Source organism: Embleya sp. NBC_00888, from assembly GCF_045207655.1.
Taxonomy (GTDB): domain Bacteria; phylum Actinomycetota; class Actinomycetes; order Streptomycetales; family Streptomycetaceae; genus Embleya.
The window spans coordinates 5,063,765-5,089,216 of the sequence record NZ_CP108785.1 but is presented as its reverse complement, the minus strand read 5'-3'; the positions used below and the strand labels follow the sequence as shown (position 1 = coordinate 5,089,216).

General features: G+C 69.0%; 22 protein-coding genes and 1 pseudogene. 16 read left to right on the top strand and 7 right to left on the bottom strand.

Annotation, left to right across the window (positions count from 1 at the left end; all coding sequences use genetic code 11):
- Positions 1-71: 71 nt before the first annotated feature.
- Positions 72-494 carry a hypothetical protein gene (locus OG948_RS56570; RefSeq protein ID WP_331772882.1) on the bottom strand — a complete coding sequence of 141 codons (423 nt, stop codon included), beginning with the start codon at positions 492-494 and terminating at the stop codon, positions 72-74.
- Between the two features lie 565 nt (positions 495-1,059).
- Between OG948_RS56570 and OG948_RS56565 the strand changes: the two genes are divergently transcribed.
- Complete coding sequence (locus OG948_RS56565; protein ID WP_406300804.1) at positions 1,060-1,317, top strand: hypothetical protein; 258 nt, start codon at positions 1,060-1,062, stop codon at positions 1,315-1,317.
- 316 nt (positions 1,318-1,633) lie between these two features.
- On the opposite strand, the pseudogene OG948_RS56560 reads toward OG948_RS56565, so the two are convergent.
- Positions 1,634-2,135: pseudogene (locus OG948_RS56560) on the bottom strand (IS110 family transposase); the annotation flags it as partial.
- 172 nt (positions 2,136-2,307) lie between these two features.
- Here OG948_RS56560 and OG948_RS56555 point away from each other — a divergent pair.
- The 3 genes from OG948_RS56555 to OG948_RS56545 all read left to right on the top strand — a co-directional run bounded on the left by OG948_RS56555 (position 2,308) and on the right by OG948_RS56545 (position 7,011).
- Entirely contained in the window at positions 2,308-3,837 is a 1,530-nt protein-coding gene (locus OG948_RS56555) for an NAD(P)/FAD-dependent oxidoreductase (protein ID WP_331772880.1), read from the top strand.
- Between the two features lie 53 nt (positions 3,838-3,890).
- Positions 3,891-5,633: a 3-deoxy-7-phosphoheptulonate synthase gene (locus tag OG948_RS56550; protein ID WP_331772879.1), complete on the top strand. Its 1,743-nt coding sequence runs from the start codon at positions 3,891-3,893 to the stop codon at positions 5,631-5,633.
- Positions 5,634-5,751: 118 nt separating this feature from the next.
- The gene (locus OG948_RS56545) at positions 5,752-7,011 is read left to right on the top strand and encodes a cation:proton antiporter (RefSeq protein WP_406300803.1); all 1,260 of its coding nucleotides are present in this window, start codon (positions 5,752-5,754) and stop codon (positions 7,009-7,011) included.
- A gap of 190 nt (positions 7,012-7,201) precedes the next feature.
- Here the strand turns inward: OG948_RS56545 and OG948_RS56540 are convergent, their stop codons facing one another.
- From OG948_RS56540 to OG948_RS56525, 4 genes are all read right to left on the bottom strand, one after another.
- A complete protein-coding gene (locus OG948_RS56540) occupies positions 7,202-7,561 on the bottom strand; it encodes an amidohydrolase family protein (protein WP_331772877.1) in 360 nt (119 codons plus the stop codon).
- Positions 7,558-8,463 carry an aldo/keto reductase gene (locus OG948_RS56535; RefSeq protein WP_331772876.1) on the bottom strand — a complete coding sequence of 302 codons (906 nt, stop codon included), beginning with the start codon at positions 8,461-8,463 and terminating at the stop codon, positions 7,558-7,560. The genes OG948_RS56540 and OG948_RS56535 overlap by 4 nt, the downstream gene beginning before the upstream one ends.
- Positions 8,460-9,233 carry an SDR family oxidoreductase gene (locus OG948_RS56530; protein ID WP_331772875.1) on the bottom strand — a complete coding sequence of 258 codons (774 nt, stop codon included), beginning with the start codon at positions 9,231-9,233 and terminating at the stop codon, positions 8,460-8,462. Before OG948_RS56530 ends, OG948_RS56535 begins: the two co-directional genes overlap by 4 nt.
- Before the next feature lie 177 nt (positions 9,234-9,410).
- On the bottom strand, positions 9,411-10,088 hold the full coding sequence (locus tag OG948_RS56525) for a GntR family transcriptional regulator (protein WP_331772874.1): 678 nt from the start codon (positions 10,086-10,088) through the stop codon (positions 9,411-9,413).
- A gap of 345 nt (positions 10,089-10,433) precedes the next feature.
- Between OG948_RS56525 and OG948_RS56520 the strand changes: the two genes are divergently transcribed.
- Genes OG948_RS56520 through OG948_RS56500 form a run of 5 tightly spaced genes read left to right on the top strand, consistent with a single transcriptional unit; the run spans position 10,434 to position 16,450 of the window.
- On the top strand, positions 10,434-11,507 hold the full coding sequence (locus OG948_RS56520) for a substrate-binding domain-containing protein (protein ID WP_331772873.1): 1,074 nt from the start codon (positions 10,434-10,436) through the stop codon (positions 11,505-11,507).
- Positions 11,508-11,560: 53 nt separating this feature from the next.
- Complete coding sequence (locus OG948_RS56515; protein ID WP_331772872.1) at positions 11,561-12,649, top strand: mandelate racemase/muconate lactonizing enzyme family protein; 1,089 nt, start codon at positions 11,561-11,563, stop codon at positions 12,647-12,649.
- The gene (locus OG948_RS56510) at positions 12,646-13,749 is read left to right on the top strand and encodes an ABC transporter permease (RefSeq protein WP_331772871.1); all 1,104 of its coding nucleotides are present in this window, start codon (positions 12,646-12,648) and stop codon (positions 13,747-13,749) included. The genes OG948_RS56515 and OG948_RS56510 overlap by 4 nt, the downstream gene beginning before the upstream one ends.
- Entirely contained in the window at positions 13,746-14,831 is a 1,086-nt protein-coding gene (locus OG948_RS56505) for an ABC transporter permease (protein ID WP_331772870.1), read from the top strand. The genes OG948_RS56510 and OG948_RS56505 overlap by 4 nt, the downstream gene beginning before the upstream one ends.
- Entirely contained in the window at positions 14,828-16,450 is a 1,623-nt protein-coding gene (locus OG948_RS56500; RefSeq protein WP_406300802.1) for a sugar ABC transporter ATP-binding protein, read from the top strand. The genes OG948_RS56505 and OG948_RS56500 overlap by 4 nt, the downstream gene beginning before the upstream one ends.
- Before the next feature lie 815 nt (positions 16,451-17,265).
- On the opposite strand, the gene OG948_RS56495 is transcribed toward OG948_RS56500, so the two are convergent.
- Complete coding sequence (locus tag OG948_RS56495; protein ID WP_331772869.1) at positions 17,266-18,291, bottom strand: LacI family DNA-binding transcriptional regulator; 1,026 nt, start codon at positions 18,289-18,291, stop codon at positions 17,266-17,268.
- Positions 18,292-18,636: 345 nt separating this feature from the next.
- On the opposite strand from OG948_RS56495, the gene OG948_RS56490 reads away from it, so the two are divergent.
- The 7 genes from OG948_RS56490 to OG948_RS56460 all read left to right on the top strand — a co-directional run bounded on the left by OG948_RS56490 (position 18,637) and on the right by OG948_RS56460 (position 25,374).
- Complete coding sequence (locus OG948_RS56490) at positions 18,637-19,788, top strand: glycosyltransferase (protein ID WP_331772868.1); 1,152 nt, start codon at positions 18,637-18,639, stop codon at positions 19,786-19,788.
- A complete protein-coding gene (locus OG948_RS56485; protein WP_331772867.1) occupies positions 19,785-21,047 on the top strand; it encodes an aminotransferase class III-fold pyridoxal phosphate-dependent enzyme in 1,263 nt (420 codons plus the stop codon). The genes OG948_RS56490 and OG948_RS56485 overlap by 4 nt, the downstream gene beginning before the upstream one ends.
- Positions 21,047-22,081, top strand: coding sequence for an alcohol dehydrogenase catalytic domain-containing protein (locus OG948_RS56480; RefSeq protein WP_331772866.1), 1,035 nt, complete (start codon positions 21,047-21,049; stop codon positions 22,079-22,081). Before OG948_RS56485 ends, OG948_RS56480 begins: the two co-directional genes overlap by 1 nt.
- The gene (locus OG948_RS56475; protein WP_331772865.1) at positions 22,078-23,355 is read left to right on the top strand and encodes an MFS transporter; all 1,278 of its coding nucleotides are present in this window, start codon (positions 22,078-22,080) and stop codon (positions 23,353-23,355) included. The genes OG948_RS56480 and OG948_RS56475 overlap by 4 nt, the downstream gene beginning before the upstream one ends.
- Complete coding sequence (locus OG948_RS56470) at positions 23,352-24,029, top strand: HAD-IA family hydrolase (RefSeq protein WP_331772864.1); 678 nt, start codon at positions 23,352-23,354, stop codon at positions 24,027-24,029. Before OG948_RS56475 ends, OG948_RS56470 begins: the two co-directional genes overlap by 4 nt.
- The gene (locus OG948_RS56465; RefSeq protein ID WP_331772863.1) at positions 24,026-24,649 is read left to right on the top strand and encodes a DUF1349 domain-containing protein; all 624 of its coding nucleotides are present in this window, start codon (positions 24,026-24,028) and stop codon (positions 24,647-24,649) included. Before OG948_RS56470 ends, OG948_RS56465 begins: the two co-directional genes overlap by 4 nt.
- A gap of 254 nt (positions 24,650-24,903) precedes the next feature.
- Complete coding sequence (locus OG948_RS56460; RefSeq protein ID WP_331772862.1) at positions 24,904-25,374, top strand: helix-turn-helix domain-containing protein; 471 nt, start codon at positions 24,904-24,906, stop codon at positions 25,372-25,374.
- Positions 25,375-25,452: the final 78 nt, after the last annotated feature.

Genomic DNA, 25,452 nt, shown 5'->3' with positions numbered 1-25,452 from the left:
CTTTTCGCCATGCAGCCCCTGGGTCGACAGACCAACCCCGGGCTTTCACCGCGGTGGCTTCCGAAACGTGGTCAGGAAACCTCGTAGCGGTCCGTCGGTTGCGTGGCTCGGGACTTTTGCTCCACCCAGTCCGCGGGAATGGCAGGCGGCAGAGCCAGGTTTTCCGTCGAAGGTCGCCGATCGCGAACCGTCCTGATCGCCGAAAAGAGGCCGTCCGCCGAGCGAACGACGATCACCCTCGCGGCGAGGGCGGCCGTATATGTCACCGTGGAAACCAACGACGCCGTCGGCATTGGTAAATATTCGCCTGTAGGCGAACGGTCGTCGAAATGATTGCGGAAAGCGGGGCGGAAGCGGGAGCCGCCGCGTTCAGCCCAGTACGGCCGGTTCGAGCACCCCGCCGGCATCAGGGCTGGAAACTGGTTGGATTTGTGGTCCACGCCGTGCGGACTTGCCGGCGGACAAGACCCTTCCTTGGTGCGCTCCAGGAACAAGGGAGTTATCCGGTGACCCAGCATCTGTCTGTCGTCGGCTCCTGTCAATGATCTTTCTCAGTGTGAACTGCTCCGGGTTTGATCGAGACTCTCACTCTTGAGAGAATAGGACGAATCATGCCCAAGGATTATTCAAGTGATCTCAAAGAGCGGGCCGTGCGCCTGGTGTTGAAGTCCCGTGAACCAGTACAAGTCCGAGCACGCGGCGATCCGCTCGATCGCCGCCAAGCTCGACGTCGGACCGCTGCGCAATCGGTCCGCACCACCCGCGCCGACTGGATCGGCCGTTTCGCGGCCGAGGGCTGTCCGCCGCTGCACGGCTTCGCCGTGAACCTGGGCGGGCGTCTTGCCCTCCGCGGCCTTTCGCCGGCAATAGTCCTGTCCGCGGCCACCGTTGCGGATCTGGCAGACGGCGATGGTGTGCAGTGCGGGGTTCAGCGCGCGTTGCCGCCGGGGTTGAGGCGGTGGCGGTGTTCTTGCCGCCGGAGGCGTCCAAGGGCGTGCTTCCGGTGTGGCCGGCGAAGTGGTGCTCGGTGGGGAACAGTTGATGTCGCCGACTCGACCGATGACCTTGGCGGCAAGGAGCACCGGTCGGGGCGTCGCCACCACACTGCTCAAGCGCGCCTGGCAGATCTACCGACAACTCGGCTGGTCCCTGGTGTACGGCTCGCACGAAGCCGACCGCAATCTGGGCACACCCTACGCCCATTGCGGCTGGACCGACCAGCCCGGGGCGGGTAATTCCCCCTCGAACGCCGCTTGTTGCCCCGGATCGGAGCCGGGCGTCGAGTGCCTGTTCAGCCGCCGGCGTCCCCGCCCCTGAACCCGGGCTCCACAGCAGACGCAACGGCGAGTGTCGACCGGCGAACACCGCCGACCTCTTTCGCTAGTCACAGGTAAGGGGGTACCGTTCCCGGTCTGTTGATCTTGGGAGGTCCCCCACATGTGAGTGATCCGGGAATTCACCAACCAACGAAGGCGTCACCTGCCGGGCCGTGATGACCGATGAGGCCGCGGGCCCGCCCCGACGAGCCAACAACGCTTTCAGACACTCCACGGAGATTCCCAATGGTGAAGTCAAGGCCGCGCGGTGATTGACCGTGAGGTGGTCATGTTGCCGCGGCAGCGCGGAGCCGGTTGATCGCCCTCGTGCGGTCGGCCGACAGGTCCATGCGCCGGGCGGTCAGGATCTTCAGGTCGACCGCGATTTCGTTGGTCTCCTGGAGGGGTTGCAGGTCCCGGCGCATCCGGGACTGGTCGGCGATGACGAAGGCGTCCTTCGTATCGGTCTTGCCGTCACCGCGGTAGGAGCCGGAGGCGCGGTGCACGGTCCGGCCGGGAATGTGGAGCAGCTTCTGCCCGTGGTTGACCAGCAGGGCGATCCACAATGCGGCGCCGCCGGCGTTCAGGTCGACCGCCCACGTGACGAGGTCTCCGTCGGCCAACTCCAGGACGTTACCCAGCAGTTCCAGCGGTTCGGCCTCGTTGTTCGGCACCCGGCGCGGGAGCACCTTCCGAGTCGATGACCGTGCAGTGGTGCTCGGCCTTGCCCGCATCCCTTCCCACCCACAAATCGGGTACCGGGCCCTCCCTCGCGTTGTTCCGCGTTCTCCCAGCAAACGACCTCGCCGACGTGTCCATGCAAGCGATCCGGTTCGCGCATCCCAATGAGCGGTCGAGTCGTCGCGGGTACCGGGCGGCCAATCTCCGTAAGCCACAACAGCGGCTACACCGACAGCCATGCCCGGCACCCCTGGGTGTCCCGATCACACGAATGATCCGAATCAACCCACGAACAAAGGTATGGAATGCCATGAACACACCTCCACCACCCGGATCTCTCCACCCGGTGGTCATTCTCGGCGGCGGCCCGGCCGGTTCCACCGCGGCGGCCCTCCTTGCCCGGGAGGGCGTCGATGTGGTCTTGCTGGAGCGTGAGAAGTTCCCCCGCTACCACATCGGGGAATCGCTGCTGGCCTCGTGCCCACCCGTACTGGAGCTGAGCGGGGTTCTACCTAAAGTCGACGCGGCCGGTTTCGTGGACAAGCGTGGCGGGCTCTTCCGCTGGGGCCCCGAAGGTGACTGGGTCATCAACTGGCAGGAGATCTACGGCGAGAACCGGCGCTCCTGGTTGGTCGACCGCAGTGAGTTCGACAAGATTCTCCTTGACCACGCCCGTGACCAGGGGGCCCGGGTGGTAGAGGAAGCCACCGTCCAGGACGTCGAGTTCGAGGACGGCCGACCGGTGGCCGTCCGGTGGAAAGGCCCGGACGGGCAACAGCCGGAGCGGCTGGCCTGTTCCTGGGTGATCGACGCGTCGGGGCGGGCCGGAGTCCTCTCCCAGCAGACGTTCCGCAACCGCGAGCACCACAAGGTCTTCCAAAACGTCGCGGTTTGGGGCTACTGGAAGGGCGGCAAAACTCTGCCCGCCACACCGCCTGGCGGACTCAACTCCATATCCGCCCCGAACGGCTGGTACTGGCTCATCCCCTTGGCGGACGGCCGGCTCAGCGCGGGGTTCGTCACCCACCGGGACGTGTTCCGCGAACGCCGTGCCGAATTCTCCTCCCTGGACGACATGGTGAAGGCGCTCATGGCCGAATCCGACGACATACGCCCTCTGATCGAGGGCTGTGAGTTCATCGGGCACGCGCGCGCCGAGCAGGACTACTCGTACGCCGCTTCCCGCTTCTGCGACCCCGGCTACATGCTCGCGGGGGACGCCGCGTGCTTCCTTGACCCGCTGCTGTCCACTGGCGTCCACCTCGCCCTGTACAGCGCGACCGTGGCGGCAGCGGGAGTCCTGGCGATGCGCGACGGGACGGCGACCGAGCAGGAGGCGCTCGACTTCTACGAGTACTGTTACCGGCGTTCGTACGCCCGGCTGCTCACCCTTGTCTCCGGCATGTACGAGCAGTACGGGGGCCGGCAGTCGTACTTCTGGTCGGCACATCAGCTCAGCCACCAGGTCCCGACACTTGACCGGCAGACTGTCACGAACCGGGATTTCGCCGACATCAGCGCCGGGCTCACTGATCTCGCCGAGGCTGGGGACATCGCGTCGGAGGGTCGGCGCATCGCCACCGAGGATCTGCTGCACGATGCCCATCAGGCGCAGCAGCGGGCCATCCGGCTGGGCACCAGCCGCTCGGCCAGCCCGCTGGACTTCGCCCCCGCGCACTGGGAGCCCGTCAATGGGCATGAGACGGGCGCCGGGCTGAAGCTCATCACCTCGCCCCGGCTGGGCCTGGCCAGGATCTCGCCGCCGCAGCACGCCACACCGGACGAAGCAGGCACCGACCCGACCGAGCCACACACTCCCTCGGACCTTCCCACGCCATGAGCGGTCCATCAACGGCTTCTGCGACAGCGGCGGCTGACATCCGGGGAGCCGGGATGTTCGCGTATCCCGGCACCCGGATGCTGCTGGCGAGTGATGGTTCCACCACCGCGCTGCTGCAAGCGGCGGCGAATGGTCCGGTCCGGGTCGTGGTGCGTGAGCAGTACGAGACGACCGGCGCCGGGCTTCCCTCCGGCGCGAGGGCAGCTCTGCTGCTCGCGCCGGACACCATGGCTCTGATCCGGCGCTCGGCGCTGTACGACGAGCACGGCCGGTGCGTGTCCGTCAACGAGGTCGTGGCAGTGTGCCACCAGGACCCTGTGCTGGGCCCGTTGGTGACCGACACAACCCGTCCGCTTGGCCGCAACCTTGCCGACGTGGGACTGCGGCGCCGTGTCCTGGAGACGGGCCTCACCGTCTGGCCGGAAGACCGGCAGGTGCCGGCCGCCGCGTACAAGACGTACGTCCTGCTCGACGGCGACCAGCCCGTCCTCCACATCAACGAGACCTTCAACCCCGAGCTGATCAAGCCAGATCTGCAACCGGGCGCCAGTGACGCAGCCGGCTCCTGGACGCCGGGCAGCCGGCGTAACCTTCCGGACACCCAACAGCCCGACTGGCCGGACTCCGAAGGCGTCGAGTGCGACGTGCGCGACCTGGCTCGGCTGCCTGCCATCGTACCGCCCAGGGAGGCCAGACACCTGCTGTCCCTCCTGGCGCGGGCGACCGACGGCGATGGGTTCGTGATCCAGGCAGGAGACTGCGCCGAGACCTTTGACGCCCTCACCACCGATGCCGTGGTCGGCCGGTACCGGCTGCTGACCACACTCGCCCACACTCTTCAGGACATGATGCGGCCGACCGAGCCGGTCGTCGCCATCGGTTGTTGGGCCGGCCAGTACGCACAACCACGCTCCCAAGCCACGGAGACCACCACCGTCCACGGCCGTGCGCGCACCGTGCTCAGCTACTGCGGCGACATGGTGAACGAGGCCGATCTCACCGTCCGTTCCCGCACACCCGACCCGCAGCGCCTGCGCACGGCCTACTTCCACTCGGCGGCCACGCTCCACGCGCTGCGCTGCCTTGACCCGGCTGCGCCCGGCAGCATGCCGCTCTTCACCTCCCACGAAGCCCTGATCCTTCCGTACGAGGAGGCGCTGACCCGCCGCTGCGAGACCACTGGCCTGTGGTACGCCACCTCGGCGCACACTGTCTGGATCGGCGAACGCACCAACGACCCCGCCGGGGCACACGTGCACTTCGCCGCGGGCATCGCCAACCCCGTGGCAGTCATGATCGGTCCGACCGCCACTCCCGAGCAACTCGTCGCGCTGTGCGAACTCCTCAACCCCGCACGTCTGTCCGGGCGGCTCACCCTGGTCCCCCGCCTCGGAGCCGACCGCGTACATGCCCTGCTGCCCGCGCTGGTGCAGGCGGTCCAGGCCGAGACGCACCGTGTGCTGTGGATGTGCGACCCCCTGCACGGCAACACTCGGACGACCGCCGACGGCCGGAAGATCCGGCGCCTGACGGCCATTGAAGACGAGATCCGGGGCTTCTTCGAGGTCCACCGAGCCCTCTCTACCCACGTCGGCGGACTGCACCTCGAAACGACTCCCGACGACCTCACGGAGTGCATTGACTCTCCTGTGAGCCCTGAGCCCCGCCCGGGGCCCCGGTCCGCCTCGGACTGCGACCTCCGCCTCAACCCGGAACAGGCACTGAGTTGCGTCCTGATGGCCGCAGGCCAGTACGCGCTCGGCAACCGCGCGGCACGGCCTGCAACGGGTCGGTGAGGGCTCTTCGGCCTGCGGGAGTCGCAGACGTTTTCGCCCGAGGCACCGCTTCGGCGCCGCCGGTCCCCCGATACGATGTAAGGCTGAAAACGAAACCATGACCTCACATCAACTCCTCGTGCTCCTGCTCCAGATCACCGTGCTTATTGCCTGCGCGACGGCCCTGGGCCGGCTGGCCATGCGATGCGGCATGCCCACCGTCGTAGGCGAACTCATGGTCGGCGTCCTGGTCGGCCCCAGCGTCTTCGGAGCCTTGGCCCCAGGCATGTCCCACTGGCTGTGGTCGAGCAAGGACGGCCAGCCGCAACTGCTCGAACCTATCAACCAGTTCGGGGTGCTCCTGTTCGTCGGTGTGGCGGCCGCACATCTCGATGTGCGCATGCTCCGTCGCCGACGGGGGACCATTGCCACCATCGGTGGCTCGGCGCTGCTGATCCCGCTGACGCTGGGCATCACAACCGGCTACCTACTCCCGCGATGGCTTGTGGGCCCAGAGGGGAACCGCACGACCTTCGCCCTGCTGGTCGGCGTGGTGATGGCGGTGAGCGCCATCCCCGTCATGGCCAAGACCCTGACTGATCTCAAGATGATGCACCGCGATGTCAGTCAACTGATGCTGGCCTCCGCTGCGGGTGACGACGTGGTCGCTTGGCTGATCCTGTCCCTCGTGTCCGGGATGACGGTATCGGGATACAGCGGTTCGGCCCTCGTGCTCAGCGTCGTCTACCTGATCGCCTTCCTGCTTGCCGCCGCTCTGGTGATGCGTCCCCTGGCGCGAACCGCACTGCGCGTCGCGGGCCGGGCCGAAGGCCCCGGCCCGACCATAGCCACAGCCGTCGCGCTCATCCTGGGCGGATCCGCAGCCGCCCTCTCACTCGGCCTGGAAGCCGCTCTCGGCGCCTTCGTGGTCGGCATTCTGATCAGCTCGCACGGCGTCGTCGATGTCGCCAAACTCGCCCCGCTGCGCACCTTGGTTCTTGCCGTGTTCGCCCCCCTGTTTCTGGCGAGCGCGGGCCTGCGCATGGACATCTCCGTGCTGGCAGACCGCAGTGTCGCACTGGTCGCCGTCCTGGTCTGTGCCCTGGCCATCGCTGTCAAACTCGGTGGCGGCTACCTGGGGGCCCGGCTGAGCCGGCTGACGCACCGGGAGGGCCTGGCAATCGGCGCGGGTCTCAACGCCCGTGGCGCAGTGGAGATCGTCGTCGCCACCATTGGCTTGAGGATCGGGGTGCTCAGCGAGGCGATGTACACCATCGTCATCCTCGTCGCCGTCGTGACGTCGGTGACAGCCCCGCCGACCCTACGCTGGGCCATGGCACGGGTCGAACAGGACCGCCACGAGCGGCTGCGCGAAATCGAGATGGCCGCCTGGTCCTGACGCCTGGGGGTGGTGTGTGACCGGTCGTTGGTTTGAGGCTCCCCCGAGATGCGGCAGGTGGCATTCCGTAGCCTGATGGGTCATGAGAAGGGAGCCATCGACATGCCCTCTTCGGCAGCAAGGGCGCCACCAGATCCCACAGTTCGTCAGGAACCAGCCGCTGCGACAGATCGACACCCACAAAGAGCCATCATGCCGCAGCTCGCGAACAGACCTGGTGCCGGAACCCCACCAACGCGCCGCCGCCGGGGAGTTCGCGCGACCGGGCGACGGCGTCGGCGCCGTCGGGCGCGGTGAGGTCGAGCCGACCCACCATGCCCGCGATCGGCGACGACGGCGACGTGGTGAGCGCGAGCGGCTCGGCGGTCTCGGCCGTACACGAGCGGGCCTCGACGACGATCGTGCGGTCCACACCGGTCGCGTCCAGCAGCGGACGCAACTCCTCGATGTCGTACCGGCGGCGGATCGGGGCCATCTCCGCGGCGTCCAGCCACAAGAGGTCCCCGGTCGCGGGGTCCCACAGGTGGTGGTGGGCGTCGATCGTGATCATCCCAGCTGCTCCCAGAGGTCGGTGGGAATGTCGACCGCGGCCATCGCGACCGCGTCGCGGACCTCCGCGGGGTTGCGCGCCCCGACGAGCACGGTGTCGACCGCGCGATGCTCGGCCGCGAAGCCCAACGCCGCGGCCCGCAACGGGATCCCACGCGCGGCGCACCGCGCGTCGAGCCGCAACGCGCGGGCGAGCAGGTCGGGGTCGGCGGGCGCGTAGTCGAAGCGGGCCCCGGGGCGCGGGTCGGCGAGCAGGCCGCTGTTGTACACGCCGCCGGCCAGTACCGAGACGCCCAGTTCGGCGCAGCGGTCGAGCAGCGCGCTTCCGCCGCGGTCGAGCAGGGTGTAGCGGCCGGCGATGAGCACGCAGTCCACGTCGGTCTCGGTGACGAACCGCCCGAGCATCCCGCTCTGGTTCATCCCGGCGCCGATCGCTCCCACGACACCCTGGTCGCGGAGTTCCGCGAGTGCGGGAATCGCCTCCTGGGACGCCTGTTCCCAGTGTTCGTCGGGGTCGTGCACGAGCACGATGTCGAGCCGGTCGAGCCCGAGCCGGCGCAGGCTCTCCTCGACGGAACGGCGCACCCCGGCCGCGGAGTAGTCCGGCACCCGTCGTCGGCGGGGCGTCCCGAAGAAGCCGTCGCCGTGCGTGGGTGCGTCCGGGTCCTCCACCAGCAGTCGGCCGACCTTCGTGGACAGCGTGTAGTGGGCTCGGGGAATGCCGCGCAGAAACCTGCCCAGGCGCTCCTCGGACAGTCCCACCCCATAGTGCGGTGCGGTGTCGAAGCAGCGGATCCCGCCGGTCCACGCCGCCTCCAGGGTCGCCTGCGCCTCGGCCTCGGGGAGCGGTTCGTACAGGCCGCCGAGTCCCGCGCATCCCAGGCCCAGTGCGGCGCCTTTCATCGCGACTCCGCCGGCCGCAGCCGCAGTCCCTGCATGCCCCCGTCCACGGCCAGGCTCGTGCCGGTCGTCGAGGCGGCCAGCGGGCTCGCGAGCGAGCAGATCGCGAACGCGACCTCGTCGGCGGTGACCAGGCGGCCCATCGGCTGTCGGGCGTCGAGCGCGGCCCGTTCGGCGGCCGCGTCCGGCGCGGCGTCCAGGAGGCGGCCCACCCACGGGGTGTCGGCGGTGCCGGGGTTGACGCAGTTGACCCGGACGCCCTCCCGGACGTGGTCCGCCGCCATCGCCAGGGTCAACGACTGCACCGCGCCCTTGGACGCCGCGTACAGTGCCCGGCTGGGCAGCCCGGCCGTCGCCGCGATCGAGCACGTGTTGACGATCGCCGCGTGCCCCGAGGCACGCAGGTGCGGCAATGCCGCCCGGGTGACCCGGACCATTCCGAGCACGTTCACGTCGAACACCCGGTGCCATTCCGCATCGTCGTTGTCCGCGACCGTCCCGGCGGCACCGATCCCCGCGTTGTTGACCAGGACGTCGATCCCGCCGAGCAGCGCGGCCGCGTCGCGTACGGCCGTGACGACCGACGCGTCGTCGGTCACGTCCGCGGTGAAGGCCGAAACGTCGGCGTCGCCGGTTATCGGCGAGACGTCCCGGTCCAACACCGCGACCCGGGCGCCTCGGGCGACCAGCATGCGCGCCGTCGCCGCGCCGATGCCGGCCGCCCCTCCGGTCACGATCGCCGTCAAGCCGGCGAAGTCCCGATATATGGTCATGAGTTCGCCTCCGCGGGACTTTGACGCAACACGTTCACGAGTGAACTCCTCGGATTCTCTGGCCTGTTCGGTGCAAGACACGCCGCCGACCCGGCTGGGCGGGCCGCGCGGACCACGGTCCGGGCGAGGGGCCGGTGTGCGTCGACGCAACAACCGGCCCCGGGTGGGGGCTCCGCGTCACGCCCCCGCGGTCCCCGCCGCGGCCAGCCCGGGGAGCAGCCGCTCGCGGGCGCGCCTCAGGTGCGTGCGCATGGCCGCCGCCGCGACGTCGGGATCAGCGTCCCGGATGGCGTCGAGGACGAGTTCGTGTTCGCGGCACGTGACGTCGGGGACGCCGGCCGGGAAGTACAACCGGTACAGATGTGTGTGCGACCGGAAGCGGCGCAGCGTGTCGGCGAGCAGCGAGTTGCCGGCGGAGGCCGCGATCACGTCGTGGAAGAGCGCGTCGTGGTGCAGGAAGCGACGCTGTGTCTCGCGGCTGCCGTCGCCTTGCGCGGCGCGCATCCGGGTCAGGCTTTCGGTAAGTGCTTGCAGGCCCTCCGCACCGACCCGTTCGGCGGCCGCGGCGGCTGCGGCCGGCTCCAACAGCAGTCGCATCTCGAAGAGTTCGTCGAACCGCTTGCCGCTCATCAGCGGCGCGGCCGAGTATCCGGCGAGAGCCCGCTTGACCACCAGGCCGTCCGCTTCCAGGCGGGCCAGGGCTTCCCGTACCGGCGTGGGCGACACGTCCAGGTCTTGGGCCAGGGTGTTGATGTTGAGTTTGGCCCCCGGTTCGATCTCGTGGTCGACCAGCCGTTGTGCGATCGCCTCGCACACGGTGTCCGCGAGGCCCTGTCGAGGCTGTGCCTCCGTCATCGCTTCTCCTCCTCGGTGCGGACACACCGGCGCGTTCCCCCGCGACGACATCCGCAGACGCAGGCATGCCGTATAGCCGCCGTGCATCATTAATATACGATCTGCGCTGCTCTTGGCTACCAAGGCGCGAAGCCGCTCCACGCGGACCCTGGTCCGAGTCGCAGCGATATGCGCCCATCGCAACCGGCGAGTTTCTGCCTTCGACACCCGCATTTACGGTATTTGTCGGCTATACACCAGCACTGCATGGCCGCAAAAATTCGCCGCACCCGAACCCTTGACCGCAACAAAATCCATGAGCATGCTTCTCGAAAATATAGTATCCGACGACGAAGGTTGATTCCTGTGAAGCGATCGCTCGCCAGAAACACACTCTTCTCCGCCGTGGTGTCGCTGTCCCTCGCCGCGGCCCTGTCCGGCTGCAGCACCAAGGAGGACGGCGACGTCGCCGCCGGCGCCAAGGGGACCGCCGACAAGATCCCGCTCTCGGACGTCAAGGTCGCCCTGGTCCCCGGCGGCGCGCACCCCTACTTCCAGCTCTGGAAGGGCACCGGCGCCAAGGCCAAGGCCGATTTCGGGCTCGGCAACGTGGCCTACGACGAGACGGCCGAATGGAACCAGGCCAAGCAGAACAGCCTGTTGACCTCGCTGGCGGCGCGCGGGACCAACGCGTTCGGCATCTTCGGCGTGTCCCCGACCGACGTCAACAGCACCTTCGCCGACCTCAAGTCCAAGGGTTTCGCCGTCGCTTCGCTGGGATCGTGTCCCGCCGGCGGCGCCCTCAAGGCCGACTTCTGCCTGTCCACCGACGTCGAGCAGGCCGCCTACAAGGCCACCCAGGCGAACATCACGGCGATGGGCGGACACGGCAGCCTGGTCCACCTGACCGGAAACAACGTCGACTCCAACACCCAGCGGCGCATCGCCGGTGTCAAGAAGGCCGTCGCCGAGACCAACGGCCAGGTCACCCTCCTGACCACGGTGACCGACATCGACACCGACCTGCAGACCGCGCAGAAGGCGGTCTCCGACCTACTGACCGCGCAGGGCTCGAAGATCAACGGCCTCGTCGCCACCGCCTACAACCCCGCCGTGGCCGCGGCCGCCGCGATCAAGCAGGGCAACCTGCCGATCAAGGTCGTCGCCATCGACGACGACCCCAAGATCCTGGCCGGCGTCTCCGACGGCTCGGTGTCCGCGACCGTCACGCAGAACCCGGTGGGCCAGGCATACGTCGGCACGTGGGCGCTGAGCCGACTGCAAAGCAAGGAATGCACCATGCGCACGCCCGGCGTCGTGATCGACTCCGGCTCCTTCGTGGTCACCCGCGACAACGTCGCCACCTACGACACCGAGCGGCAGGCCAAGACCGACCAGCTGATGGGCGACTTCAAGGGCTCGGTCCTGGCCTGCCCCTGAGGCATCCCGAGGCACCGCACGCACACCCGCACAAACGACTTCGGGAGACCCGCATGACCAGGATCATCAAGGCGAGCGCCTTCATGGTCGACGTCGAGGTGGAGACCACGCGCACCGACGCGGTGCAGTCCTTCGTGAAACAGGAGACCGTCTTCGTCGAACTGGGCACCGACGACGGGAACACCGGGACCGGCTACGCCTACACGATCGGCACCGGCGGCACCTCCGTACTCGCGATGCTGCGCGACCACCTGCTGCCCCGGCTGAACGGCCGGGACGCCCGAGAGATCGAGCGGGTGTGGCACGACCTGTTCGCGGCCACCCGATCGACCACCGTCGGCGCGATCACCTCGCTCGCGCTGGCCGCGGTGGACACCGCGCTGTGGGACCTGCGCTGCCTGCGGGCCGACGAGCCACTGTGGCGGGTGGCCGGCGGCTTCCGCCCCGAAGTGCCGCTGTACGACACCGAGGGCGGCTGGCTGCACCTGAGCACCGACGAACTCGTCGCCGGGGCGCTGGCCTCACAGGCCGCCGGCTGGCAGGGCGTCAAACTCAAGGTCGGCAAGCCCAGGATCGAGCAGGACGTCGAACGCCTGCGCGCGGTACGCGAGGCCGTCGGGGACGGCCTCGACATCATGGTCGACGCCAACCAGTCGATGACCGCGGGGGAAGCCCGGCGACGCGCCGCCGCGATCGAGGGACTGGGCATCGCCTGGTTCGAGGAGCCGCTGCCGGCCGACGACGTCGAAGGCCACGTCGCGCTCGCCCGGTCGACATCCATACCGATCGCCGTGGGCGAATCCCTCTATTCCGCAGGGCAGTTCCGCGACTATCTGGCCCGCGGCGCGGCATCGATCGTGCAGGTCGACGTCGCCCGGGTCGGCGGGATCACCCCGTGGCTCAAGGTCGCCCACCTCGCCGAGACGTTCAACGTCGAGGTGTGCCCGCACTTCCTGATGGAACTGCACGTCAGCCTCACCGCCGCCGTACCCAACGGACGCTACGTCGAACACATCCCACAACTGCGCGCGATCACCCACGACGAGATGCGGGTCCGCGACGGCCACGCCGTCGCGCCCGAAGCCGCCGGCCTGGGAATCGCCTGGAACACCGACGCGATCGACGACAGGAGGACCGCATGACCGGGCGCACCCCGCCACCCCCCGACGTCGAGGGCGACCTCACGCGTTCGGGGGCCGCCCCCACCGCCGCGCCGGGGGCGCGATGGGCCGGCCGCTGGTCGGCCGGCACCACCCAACGCGTGGGCCTGCTCGTCGTCGGCGCCGCTCTCGTGGTCGCCTTCGGCTCCGCCCGCGCGTCCTTCTACGACCAGCAACTGACCCTGTTCCCGCTGCTGCGCGACATCGCCGTCTTCACCGTGGTGGGGTTGTCGCAAATGGCCGCGATGTCGATCGGCCACATGAACCTGGCCGTCGGCCGGATGGCGGCGTTCTCCGCGATGTTCATGGGGATCGCCTACCAGGAGTGGCATCTGCCGCTGTACGCCGGACTGGCGATCGGCCTCCTCGCCGGCGCCGCGATCGGCGCGCTCACCGGGTGGATCATCAGCGCCACCGGCGTCAACTCGTTCGTGGTCACGCTCGCGATGGACTTCGCCCTACTCGGCCTGGTGTCGCTGACGTACTCCCAACTGACCGACGTCGCGGCGTTCACCGCCAAGCCCGCCGGCATGAACGAACTCCGCGGCTACTCGCTGGCCGACGTGTGCGTGGGCAACGTCTGCGGCTCGCCGGCGGTCCCCCAGATCCTGCTGTTCACCGTCGTGGCGATGTCGCTGGTCGGGTACCTGTACTCGCGCACGCGGACCGGCCGCGAACTCCTCCTGGTCGGCTCGAACAGCACTGCCGCCCAGTACTCCGGTGTGCCCGTCATGCGCCGGGTGATCGGCGCCCACGCCCTGTCGGGCATGCTCGCCGGCCTCGCGGGCTTCATGCTCGCGGTCACCAGCGGGTCGTTCACCGCGGGCATCGGCTCGGAGTTCATGATCCCCTCCTTCCTGGGCCCGGTCCTGGGCGGCACCCTGCTCACCGGCGGCGCCGTGTCCGTCGTGGGCACTCTGCTCGGCACGTCGCTCGTCCAGGTGATCCGGCAGGGTCTGACCACCCTGGGCACGGGACTGGAGAACCTCAACATCTACCTCGGTGTGATCCTGCTCCTCGCGCTGTCCACCGACCGGATCAGGTCGATCGTCGCGACCCGACGGGCGGTGGCCCGACCATGACCACCCCGGACCTGTTCGCCACCGCCCGACGCGCCGCGTCGGGACGCTTCTCCCGCTCCACCGAGATGACCCTGATCGTGGTGGGCGCCGTCGGATTCGCGATCCTGGTGGCGAGTTCGCACGGCAGCCTGCTCCGCGGCGACGCCGTGCACGGCATCCTGCTCTACCTCACCGTGCCGATCCTGATCGGCCTGGCCCAACTCGTGGTGTTGGCCGTCGGACAGATGAACCTGTCCGTCGGCACCCTCGGCGGCTTCCTGGCCGTCCTGATCGCCGTGCTGATGGCCGACCACGGCGTGCCCGCCCCGATGGCGATCGTCATCGCCCTGGCCGCGGGGCCGGCGATCGGCGCGATCAACGGCCTGCTCGTCGTCGCGACCCGGATCAACGGGTTCATCGTCACCCTCGCGACCATGACGATCCTGGGCGGACTCCAGTACCGGCTCGCCGGCACCCGAACGATCGACCTCGGCGGGTCGGGCCTGGCCCGGCTCGGCACCGAGTCGGTGCTCAACGTCCCGGTGATCTTCCTGATCGCGCTGCTCGTGGCCGCCGCGCTGGCGTTCTTCCTGCGGCGTGCGACGGCGGGCCGCCGCTTGCTGGCAAGCGGTGGCAACCCGCTCGCGGCCCGGTTGTCGGGTATCTCCAACGACCGCAGCGTGATCGCGGCGCACGCGCTGTCCGGGCTGATCATCGCGGTCGCCGCGATCCTCACCGTCGCCTCCGCGCCCGGGGTCAACAAGAGCATCGGCGGGGACTGGCTGCTGCCCAGCTTCGCCGCGCCGATCATCGGCGGGGCCGCCCTCGCGGGCGGATCGGTGTCCGTCCTGGGCGCCGTACTCGCGGCGTTCATCGTGCGCCTGGTCGACGTGGCCCGCGCGCAGTACTCGCTGGACCCGAGTTGGGTCAACTTCACCGTGGGCGCGGTGGTGTTGGGCACCGTGCTCGCGGGACGCATCCGCGCCGTCCGGCAGGAACGCGCCGGGCGGTCACCGGACCGGGACGCGATCCCACGGGAGGGACACCCGCCCGACAAGCCCGCGACGTCACCGCGGACGGACATCGCCAGGAGCGCATCGTGACCCACCCCGCAACAGCCGCTGCCGCTGCCGGGTCGGCCGGATCCGCCGGGTCGATCCTGTCGGCCGACGGGTTGGCCAAATATTTTCCCGGCGTCCGGGCCCTCGACGGCGCGACGCTGCGCCTGAAGGCCGGTTCGGTACACGCCCTGCTCGGCGAGAACGGCGCCGGCAAGTCCACCCTGATCAAGGTCGTCACCGGCCTGTACCGCCCCGACGGCGGGCAACTCGTGCTCGACGGCGCCCCGGTCGACTTCCACTCGCCGCACGACGCGGTCCGCGCGGGGATCTCGGTGGTCCACCAGGAACGCAACGTCGTCCCCGAGTTCTCCGTCGCCGAGAACATCACCCTGCGGCAGATCCCGTCCCGTCGCGGGCTGGTCGACCGCGATTCGATGCGTGCGCAGGCCCGGCGCTGCCTGGACCTGCTCGACCTCGATCTGGATCTCGACGCGCGGGTCGGCTCGTTGTCGACCGCGCAGATCCAACTGGTCGAGATCGCCAAGGCGTTGTCCACCGACAGCAAGGTGCTGCTGTTGGACGAACCCACGTCGGCGCTCACCCTGCGCGAGACGGACCGGCTGCTGGAGATCGTGCGGCGACTGCGCGACCAGGGCACCGCCGTCCTGCTGGTCAGTCACAAACTCGAAGAGGTCTTCGCGCTCTGCGACACGGTCACCGTGCTGCGTGACGGCGTCTCGGTCCTGGAGGCCGAGCCGATCACCGCCTACAGCCGGGACGACATCGTCGGCGTCATGGTCGGACGCGCCCACACCGCCCGGGAGTTCGCGCCGCGCACGGTGGATCCGCAGGGGCCGCCGCTGCTCGAACTCGACGCATTGTCGACAGCCGCCGGGCATCGCGACGTCTCGCTCGACGTGCGGCGCGGCGAGATCGTCGGCCTGTACGGGCTCGTCGGTGCGGGCCGCACCGAACTCGCCAAGGCGCTGGTGGGCCTGGACCGCGTCGTCGGCGGCACGGTCCGGGTGCGTGGCGAGGACGTCCGGATCCGCAACGTCGGCCAGGCGCTGAACACCCATCGCATCGGCTACGTCCCGGAGAACCGCAAGGAGGAGGGCCTCTTCCTCGACCAACCACTCAGCATGAACATCGCGGTGACCGTGTGGTCGCGGATCCGCCGCGTCCTCGGGTACGTGCCCGCCCATCGCGAACGGGATCTCGTGGCCGAGTACACCGAGCGGCTCGGCATCCGGGTCGCGGGCCCGGGCCAACTCGTGGGCCAACTCTCCGGCGGCAACCAGCAGAAGGTCAGCCTCGCGAAGTGGCTCGCCGCACAGACCGAGATCCTGGTCATCGACGAACCCACGGTCGGGATCGACGTCCGCACCAAGGCGGCCTTCCACCAACTCATCTGGCAGCTCGCCGCGGACGGCCTCGCCATCCTGCTGATCACGAGCGACCTGCCCGAGATGGTCACCCTCGCCGACCGGGTGCTGGTCATGCGGGACTACCGGATCGCCGGGGAAGTGGCCAACACGCACGACTACGACTCGGTGAGCCAGGCGGTGATCCGCCTCATCCACGGCACCGGGGACGACCCGGGCGTCGAGTCTTCGGACCGGAACGCGGCCGGCGCGTCCGAGCCCGCGAACAGGTCCTGACCGGGCGCCCCCGCCCGATGAGCGACCAGGGCCGCATCGACGACAGGCGTTCGCCGATGCGGCCCGTACGCGGCGCGACGCACGTGCCGTGCCGCCGGGCCGACCCATGGCGGTGCCGCCACCGTGCGCGACACCGTCGGGACCGTGGGAAGCGACCAACCGCACCTGAGGAGCAGACGTTCAATCGGGTGTTCGTGTCCAACGCGCTCGGAACGGCTCGTGCGGACCGCAGCCGGGCGCGCGACCAGGACCACCCGGGTACCTCCGAAGCCGCGACCGACCTGCCGGAGGTCAGCGCCACGAGGGCTTCGGGGCTCGGTGGTTCGGGATCGGTGACTCGGGGCTCGCTGCTTCGGGGCTCGGGGTTCCGGGCCTCGGGCTTCGGGCCTCGGGGGGTGGAAGCGGGTACCGCCGGGGGTCACGCGGAAGTGGACGCGTGACCCCCGGGTGGCCGCCGCATGAGGCAACGGCCACCCGGCTGCTCGTGCCCGGTCGAGCCGCGCGGGACGGGTGATGGCCTCACGGCTCAGCCGCCCTTCGAGGAGCGCGACGAAGCACGCCTCGATCGTCGCCGCGTCGGCGCGCTTCGAAGGGCGGATCGCGGTGCGGTGCCGCGCACTTGTCGCCGGGGACGTGGACGCGGTGCGCGTCGGTGCGACGTCCGCGTCAGGCGTGACGACCGGACGGACCGACACCCGATCCGACGGCCCGTCGTCCGCCGACAGCCCGAACCCGTACCAGCGCTATGCCGGGTGCGCCCGGCGACCAGAAGACCGAAGTCTTCTTTCGGGGCGTCGAGTTGCGGATCGGTGTGCTCATTCCCCCACGGTCGAGCGCCTGACGACCAGGGTTGGCGCGATCACAGCGGCGGGCTCGTCGGCGGACCCTCCGATCGCACGCTCCACCAGGCGCACGGACTCCCGCCCAAGTCGTCGCAGGTCGACGCGCAGCGTCGTCAGCGGAGGGTCCACCAGGTCTGCGACGTCCAGGCCGTCGAAGCCGACGATCGCGCAGTCTTGGGGTATGTGAAGCCCCGCGGCCATCACGGCACGGGCGGCTCCGATGCCGGTGATGTCGTTGTACGTCATGATCGCGGTGATGTCCGGGTGTTCGGCCAGGAGTCTGCGGGCGCCTTCGGCACCGGCTTCCACGGTCGATTCCGCGGCTACCCCGAGGGCGATATCGAACTCGTCGTCCACCAGGTCGAGGAGGGTCGCGGCGCGTGGACTCGGCTCGCGCGGTGCGGACTGCTTGCGCACGTCAAGGAATCCGATCCTCGAATGGCCTGTTTTGCGCAGGTGTCCCAGTGCCAAGCGCATCCCGTGGCGGAAATCGACATCGACGCGGGCGAATCGCGGGCCGGTGATCCGGTAGTCCTCTCCACCGAACAGGACGAACTGCATATGGCATTGCTCGGCCCGCACCAACGACTCCCGGTGCTCCAGGTACCCGACGAACGCGTCGGCCTGCCGCTCGATCGCCGCCAGAGCCGAGCGCTCCCCCTCGACCGTCGACTGGGTGTGGTGCACGACCACTGTCCACCCGAGTTCGGCTGCGGAATCCACCACACTGTCGGCGACTTGGGGAAAGTACGGGTTCCGTAGATGGGGAACCAGTAGGCCGAGGGTGATGCCGGCCCCCGACACCATGCCGCGCGCGAACCTGTTGGGGCGGTAGCCCAGCCGTTGCGCGGCGTCGAGGACCCGCGCACGTGTTTCGGGGCCGATCTCGCCCTTGTCGTTGATCGCGCGCGAAACCGTCTGTCGGGAGACGCTCGCAGCGCGTGCGACGTCCTCGATGGTGACGCGCGAACCGCCCGGCTTCCAGCCGTGGTTCTGCATGTGGCCGTCCGTCCCCTCGCCCGATCATTGCCGCGCATCGCCGAATCCGAATCGTGTGCGCGATTCTAGTGCCGGGCGCGGCACTGGTGGTTTGCCGTGTCCGCCCTTCGCGCGCCGTCCGCGGCGCCCGGCGTCTGCGCTCCGCGGACGAAGTGGCGGAGCAGTCTTGAGGGTTGACAGTGAAAACCGGGTGCATGGAGACTCGTGAACGTTCACGTGAACGTTCACGGTCCGCCCGGCAGCTCTCGACGGAGGTCCAGCGTGGTCGCCTCTGTCGCCGTGCTGCCGACGCGTCAGCCTGGCCTGCGGGTCGGTATGCGTCGACGGGGTACTCAAAGGAGATTTATGCGCAGCAGTGTCATCGTGCCCGTGTTCCAATCCCGGAACGTGCTGGCTCTCTTCCTGGAGTCAATGCGGCAGACGGTCGAGCCGGATACGCAGTTAATCGTTGTCAACGACGGCTCCGGTACGGAAGTAGGCGAGCAGATCGAGGAGTTCGGCCGGGCGGTCAAGGCGGAGCGGGCCCATGCGATCACTGTGGCGACGCTCCACAACGAGAACCCGCGCGGTTGCGGACAGGCCTTGAACCAAGGCCTTGCCCTCGCGGAGGGCGATCACATCTTCTTCGTCGACTCGGATCTGATCCTGGAACCGGGTTGGCAGTCCGGAATGCTGCGGACGCTGCGCGACAACCCCGACGCGGGCATGACCGCGGGCGTGCTGCTGTACCCGCAGACCGGGGGCGTGCAGCACTGCGGCATCTCGTTCGGCGAGACTCTCGGCAGACACCTCTACCTCAACGCCAGGCCTGCCGCTCTGCCGCAGGACCCGTACACCGTCCCGATGGCCGCATTCGCGCTCTTCGCCATGACCCGGCAAGTCCGGGACGAGGTGGGACTGCTGGACGAGCGCTACTTCAACGGCTATGAGGACTTCGACTACCAGATGCGGGCGAGGCGGCTCGGCTACCGCACGGTGATCGACCCGAGGGTCACCTCGTACCACTGGGAGCGGCGCAATGGGGTGCACCGCGAAGGAAATCGGAAGAACAACCTCGCGCGGTTCTGGAAGTCCTGGGGCGCGCAGATCGACAACGACATCACCCCTCGGCTCCTCGCCGGCCTCGCGGACCGTGCGGTGGACGTGCGCGACCACCTGTTACTCGACCTCGCGGAAACGCGCACGGACGCCGCCGACTTCTGGCGAGCGCTTGCCGAGGCATCGGGGATCGACCGGCACGACATTCTGGACTACTCGACGCGCGTCGACGGCGGGAGCCCCATCCTGCTTCCGCAAATGCTGCCGAGAGAACTCCTCACCGAGCCGCGGCCGATGCTGATCCTGGTCGAGAACTTCGTGCGGTTGCTGGACAACGGCATGTGGCTGACCCAGCGCCTGGAGACGCAGTCGGCGGACGTCGTCGTCGACCTGTACGGCAACGTGCAGAGCCTGGCGGACCTGACCGCCGGCTGCTGGCCGGGAGCGAGGGTTCGGTGACGGCCACGCCAGAGGGCGCCGCTTCGGATACGCGCAGTCTCGCGTGGCTCGCCGAGGTCGAGAATATCGTGCCGGCCGGGTGCAGCACGCTGGCCAAGACACCGCACCGACTGCTGCCAGGGCGCGGTGCGATCGCAGCGGCGCACGCGAAGGATGCCGAGTTCACGGATGTCGACGGCCGCACCTGGCTGGACTGCGAGATGGCCATGGGCACGGTGACATGGGGGCACCGGCGCCCCGAGGTCGAGGAAGCCGTGATCGCGCAACTGCGGCGCGGAACCTCGTTTTCCGTCGCTGATCCGCTCGAACTGGCCTTGGCGCAAAGGCTCCTGGCCCGGCTCGGGGTGTTCGAGTCGGTCAAGTTCGCCAAGAGTGGTGCCGACGCGGTGAGCGGCGCGGTGCGCATGGCCCGAGCGGCGACCGGCCGAGACCTCGTGGTCGCGACGGAGTACCACGGTTGGCACGACTGGGCCGCGTCGGCGCATTATGCCCAGAGCCCCGGGGAACTCGGCATCCCCCGGGCCGTGGCGGCGCTGACCCTGGCCTGCGGGCCAGGTGACATCGAGCGCGTGGTCGACCTGGTGCGCGGATCCCAGGGCCTCCCCGCAGCCGTGGTCCTGTGTCCGAACCGCTGGTCTGCGGGCGATCTGCGGACCATCGCCGAGGAAGCCCGGTCCCGGGGCGTTGTGGTGGTCTTCGACGAGGTCACCTGCGGAATGCGCATGGGCCCTCGGGGCGCGTGCGGCGAAGCCGATGTCTGGCCGGATCTGTTGTGCATATCCAAAGGCATGGCCAACGGCCTGCCGCTCGCTGCCGTCCTCGGCGACCGCCACCTGGTCATGCGTGCCGCGGAAGTCCGCATGAGCAACGCCCATTCCAGCGAGTCGCTCGCGTTCGCGGCCGCCCTGGCCTGTGAGGACCTGCTGGAACAGGCGCCGCAATGGCCGTCGTGGCGGGCCCGGGCCACCACGATGATGGCCGACTGGCGCGCCCGCATCGCCGAACCGGGACTGGTCGGCAGAGTCGAAGTCCGCGGCGACTACTCCAGCTTCTCGCTCGGTACCCCCGGGGCGTCGGACTTCTGGACGGACCCGGTCCGCTCGCACCTGATGACCGCGCTCGCCGACCAACAGATCTTCACCAAGGGCTACTTCGTCTTCTCGGACCGACACACACCGGCGCAATTGGACGACGTGGAGCGGGCCGTCGTCGCGGCTCTGGCCACCTACCGGCAATACGACGGAACGGAGCACTGCTGATGCGGGCACTTGTCTACGCGGGCAAAGGGCGGATGGACCTCGTCGATGTCGAGGAACCGCGGCTGACCGCTTCCCACCAAGCCAAGGTGCGGATCGCCATGACCGGCATTTGCGGCACCGACCACAAAATCCTCGCGGGCAAGCTCGATGTCGCGGACGTCGGCACCGTGCTCGGCCACGAAGGAGTGGGCACTGTGGTCGAAGTGGGCGACGCTGTGACCCACCTGAAAGTCGGCGACCGCGTCGTCGTCAATCCCACGCAGTCCTGCGGGACATGCCGCAACTGCCGGCTGGGCGCCTACTGCTACTGCTTCAACTTCGACGACCACCAGGTGGGCTTCACGCTTGCGGGCACGTTCGCCGAGTACTACGTCGGCAGTGCGCAGTACCTGTACCCGATTCCCGAAGGCATGAGTTGGCGGGTGGCAAGCCTGATCGAACCGCTGGGATGTTCGCTGAACAGCGTCCTCAAGTCGAACTTGCGCCCGCACGAGTCCGCGCTCGTGATCGGGTCCGGCGCGATCGGGCTGCTGTGCCAGACGATCACCCGCAGGCTGTGCCGGCTCACCGTGGCCACGGAACCGAACGCGTTCCGCCGCGACTTCGCCGCCGGTGTCGCCAACCACGCGCTCCATCCCGCCGACCTCACCCCGGAGACGGTTGCGGAGCTTACCGGCGGCAGGAAGTTCGACGTGGTGATCGACGCGGTCGGCAACCAACTGGCCACGGCGCTGGAGGTCGTCGCAAAGGGCGGCCGGGTGGTGCCGATGGGCTATGACGACACCTACCGCGTCGAGGTGGCACCCACGCGGCTCATCGACGACGGGCTGAGCATCGTCGCAGCCGTCCCCGTACACGACGCGATCGGCCCGGCGCTGGACTTCGCTGCGGATACCCCGGCCTTGGCGGACATGGTGACCACCGAGGTCGGCATGCCCGACTTCCGCCAAGCCTTCGAAGCCACCATGGGCGTCGACCTCGCCACCGGGCAGGCAGTCGACGTGAAGGCCGTCAAGGCCGTGATCCGGTCGTGACCCGCCGGGGTTTCGTCGGGGACCTCCACCGCAATGCGCGGTACTGCATCTACACAGAGCCGTTCTGGGCGGTCTTCGGTACGGCCGCGCTGTACTACGCGACTCTGTACATGGAGAGCGTCGGCCTGAGCACCGTCGCCATCGGCGCCATTCTCTCTGCCAACCTGTACGTCGCGTTCATGTTCCAGCTCGTCGCAGGCGCCCTGACCGACCGGATGGGGCGACGCCGGGCCACCTTCTGGTTCGACGTCACCTCCTGGGTCGTCCCGATGTTCGTCTGGGCGTTCAGCCACAACACCTGGATGTTCCTCGTCGGCTACCTGCTCAACGCCTCCTCCAAGATCGTCAACGTGTCGTTCTGGCTCCTGGCGACGGAGGACAGCCCGGAGGAGGACCGGCCGCGTATCTTCGCGGCCATCAAAGTGGTGATCATGTTCGCGGGGCTGCTGGTGCCCGTCGTCGGGCTCTTCATGGACCGGTACGGCACGGTGCCGACGCTGCGTGTCCTGTTCTTCGTCGGCGGACTTGCCATGCTCCTGCACAACTTGCTCCGCCATCGGTACACCGTCGAGACGCGGGCCGGCTCCGAGGCGATGGAACGGCACGCCGACACCAGACTGCTGCGCAGCGTGCTCGACGGGGGGAAGCTGCTGCGGGCGGCGGGCCGACACGCCGCGCTGCGCCGTCTGATCCTGATGTACGTGTCGAGTTTCGTCGCCTTTCAACTCAACATCTTCCTGGCCGTGTACCTTTCCAAGACCTTGGGGTACGGACACCTCGTAGTCGGCGCGGTCCCGGCTGTGGGGGCGCTTGCCGCGCTGTTCTGCTACACGGTCGTCATGCCGCGGGCGTCCGGGAGGATCCCGGCAGGCGCAATGGTGCGTTGGTCACTCGTCACCAGCTGCGCCGGCTGGGCGCTGTTCCTGCTGCTGGGCCGGGGCGAGATCGTGCTGCTGTGCGTGTGCGCCGTGCTTACCTCGGCAGGACCCTTCCTGGTCGAGTCCTACCGGGATGCCATCGTCGTGAGCTGCGTCCACACGGGCGAACGCGCCGCGTTCTTCGCCGCGGTGCAGACGTTCACCGCCGTGGTGTCCATCCCGACCGGCTACCTCGCAGCGGTCGTCTTCGACGTGCGGCCGCTGCTGCTGTTCGGAGCGATCGCTGCGCTCTATGCCTTCGCCGCAGCGTGTACATTCGGCCGATCCGCGTCGTACCGGACGGACATCCGGCTCATTCCCCACAGCGATTCCTCGGACACGGTGGCGACTTCATGAGCAGGCAACGCAAGGCGCTGGTACTTGATTTCGACGGCCTGGTCGCCGACACGGAAGTGCTGTGGCTCGCGGTACTGCGCCGGCTCTACCGGACGTACTTCCAGGAATTGCCGTACGCCTCTGTGGTCGAGTCCGTCGGCGGAACGCTGCACGACTTCGATCCGTTCACGGACCTGTCCGCCCGGTGCGGGAGCGTGGACGCGAGCGAGTTGGAAGAACAGGCGGAAGGCCTTTTCAGAGCGTGGATGGCATACGAGGCGCCGCTGCCCGGTGTGCGCCGTCTGATCGCCGAGGCACGGCTGCGCGCCGTGCCGCTCGCCATCGCGTCCAGTTCCCGCGAGGCATCCGTGGTCCCTTACCTGGACCGGTTCGGGCTGCGCGATGCCTTTTCCGTGGTGGTCACTGCGGACGATGTCGTACGTGTCAAGCCGGCACCGGATCTGTACCTCCTGGCTGCGCGGCGGCTCGGGACGGAACCCGAGCACATCGTGGCCTTCGAGGATTCCGGGCGTGGGGTGCGGGCGGCCAAGGCCGCCGGCGCCCTGTGTGTCGCGGTGCCGCACGTGCTGACCCGTTCGCACGACTTCGACGCTGCGGACATCCGGCTCGACTCGCTGGCACTGTGCGATCTGGAGGACCTGTTGAGCCACGACCCCGGTAAGGTGCGCCGATGAATCCCGAGGCCGTCCGGCTGCCAGGGCTGCCGTTTCCGTTGACTGCCGGCGGCCCGGACGGAGCGCGGTGGAGGACAGTCCCAGACGGCACACTCGAAATCGTCGCCGCCGAAAAGAGCGACTTGTTCATCGACCCGACCGCCGGGCCCGGGCAGCCGCCGTCTGCCCTGACCAGGCTCACCGGAGCCGTCGCCGGGCCGTTTCAGCTGAGCGCCCGTGTTCACGTCGATTTCAAGCACACCTTCGACGCCGGCGTACTGGTGGTGTGGGCCGACGAGACGACCTGGCTGAAGCTGTGCTTCGAGTTCTCGCCCGCGGGCCGGGGGAGCGTCGTCTCGGTCGTGACACGCGGGGCGTCCGACGACGCGAACTCATGGGACGTGGCAGGGGATGCCGTATACCTGCGCGTCTCCCGTATGACCCACGCGTTCGCCCTGCACAGCTCGGCCGACGGCCGGACGTGGCACCTGGTACGCGTATGCAGCCTGGGAACACCGATCGACATGCCGGTCGAGGTCGGATTCCTCGCGCAGTCACCGAACGGCCTCGGATGCCGGACGACCTTTGCGGACGTGGCGTTCGCATCCGACGAGGCGGCCGATATCAGGGACAACAGCTGACCCTGTCGGCGCAGCTTGCGTTCAGGACGCACTCCGCCCGCCGATGTCCCCGGTCGCTCCGCGGCCGGGGACATCGGGAACCTGCCGTCTCGGACCGAGGGGCCTACTGCGTGGCCTTGATATCACGCTGTCCCCTTCGGGCGAGCCCGATCATCCCGGCTGTCGCCGAACTCCCGCCGTGAGAACCGCGGCTGGTACGGGCCCCGCCGCCCCGGCATCGGCTACGACCAGCCGGGCTGGTGACGAACTTGGCCATGAACATGCCGAGGTCCGCCGTGGCGCATCTGCTCGGGCTCAGCCGCAATACCGTCGCCGCGCATATCAGACGTGCGGAACAAGCCCTCGGCCGGGACCTCGCCGACGTCCACTCCCGCGCTGCCGTCCACCTGGCCCTCGCGCTGAGCAGCTCAGGCGCCGGCCCGGAACCCGACGACTACCAACCCGTTCCCAGCCTGGACCACTTGCTGAGCACCGAGCGCGCCGCCGTCTGGTCGCGGGCCACCCTCCGCCCCCTTGACGCCCGGCATCGCCGCACCCTTCAGGCGTGGATCGACGCCGATACCGACGCCCGGCAGGCGGCCTGCCGCATGGGCGTCAGCCGCAACACGGTCCGGGCCCACCTGCGTACCGCCGAGGCCCTGTTGGGCCTCGATCTGCTGACCACCGGCACCGGCATTCACGAGGTCGTGCACGCCCTTCACATCACCAACGCCCGCGCCGTCTGAGCATCGGGCACATCCGGCAGGCGGAAGAGTGCTCGGCGGCTCCGGAAGGGTGGAGGCCGCCACGGGTGCTGCCCCGGC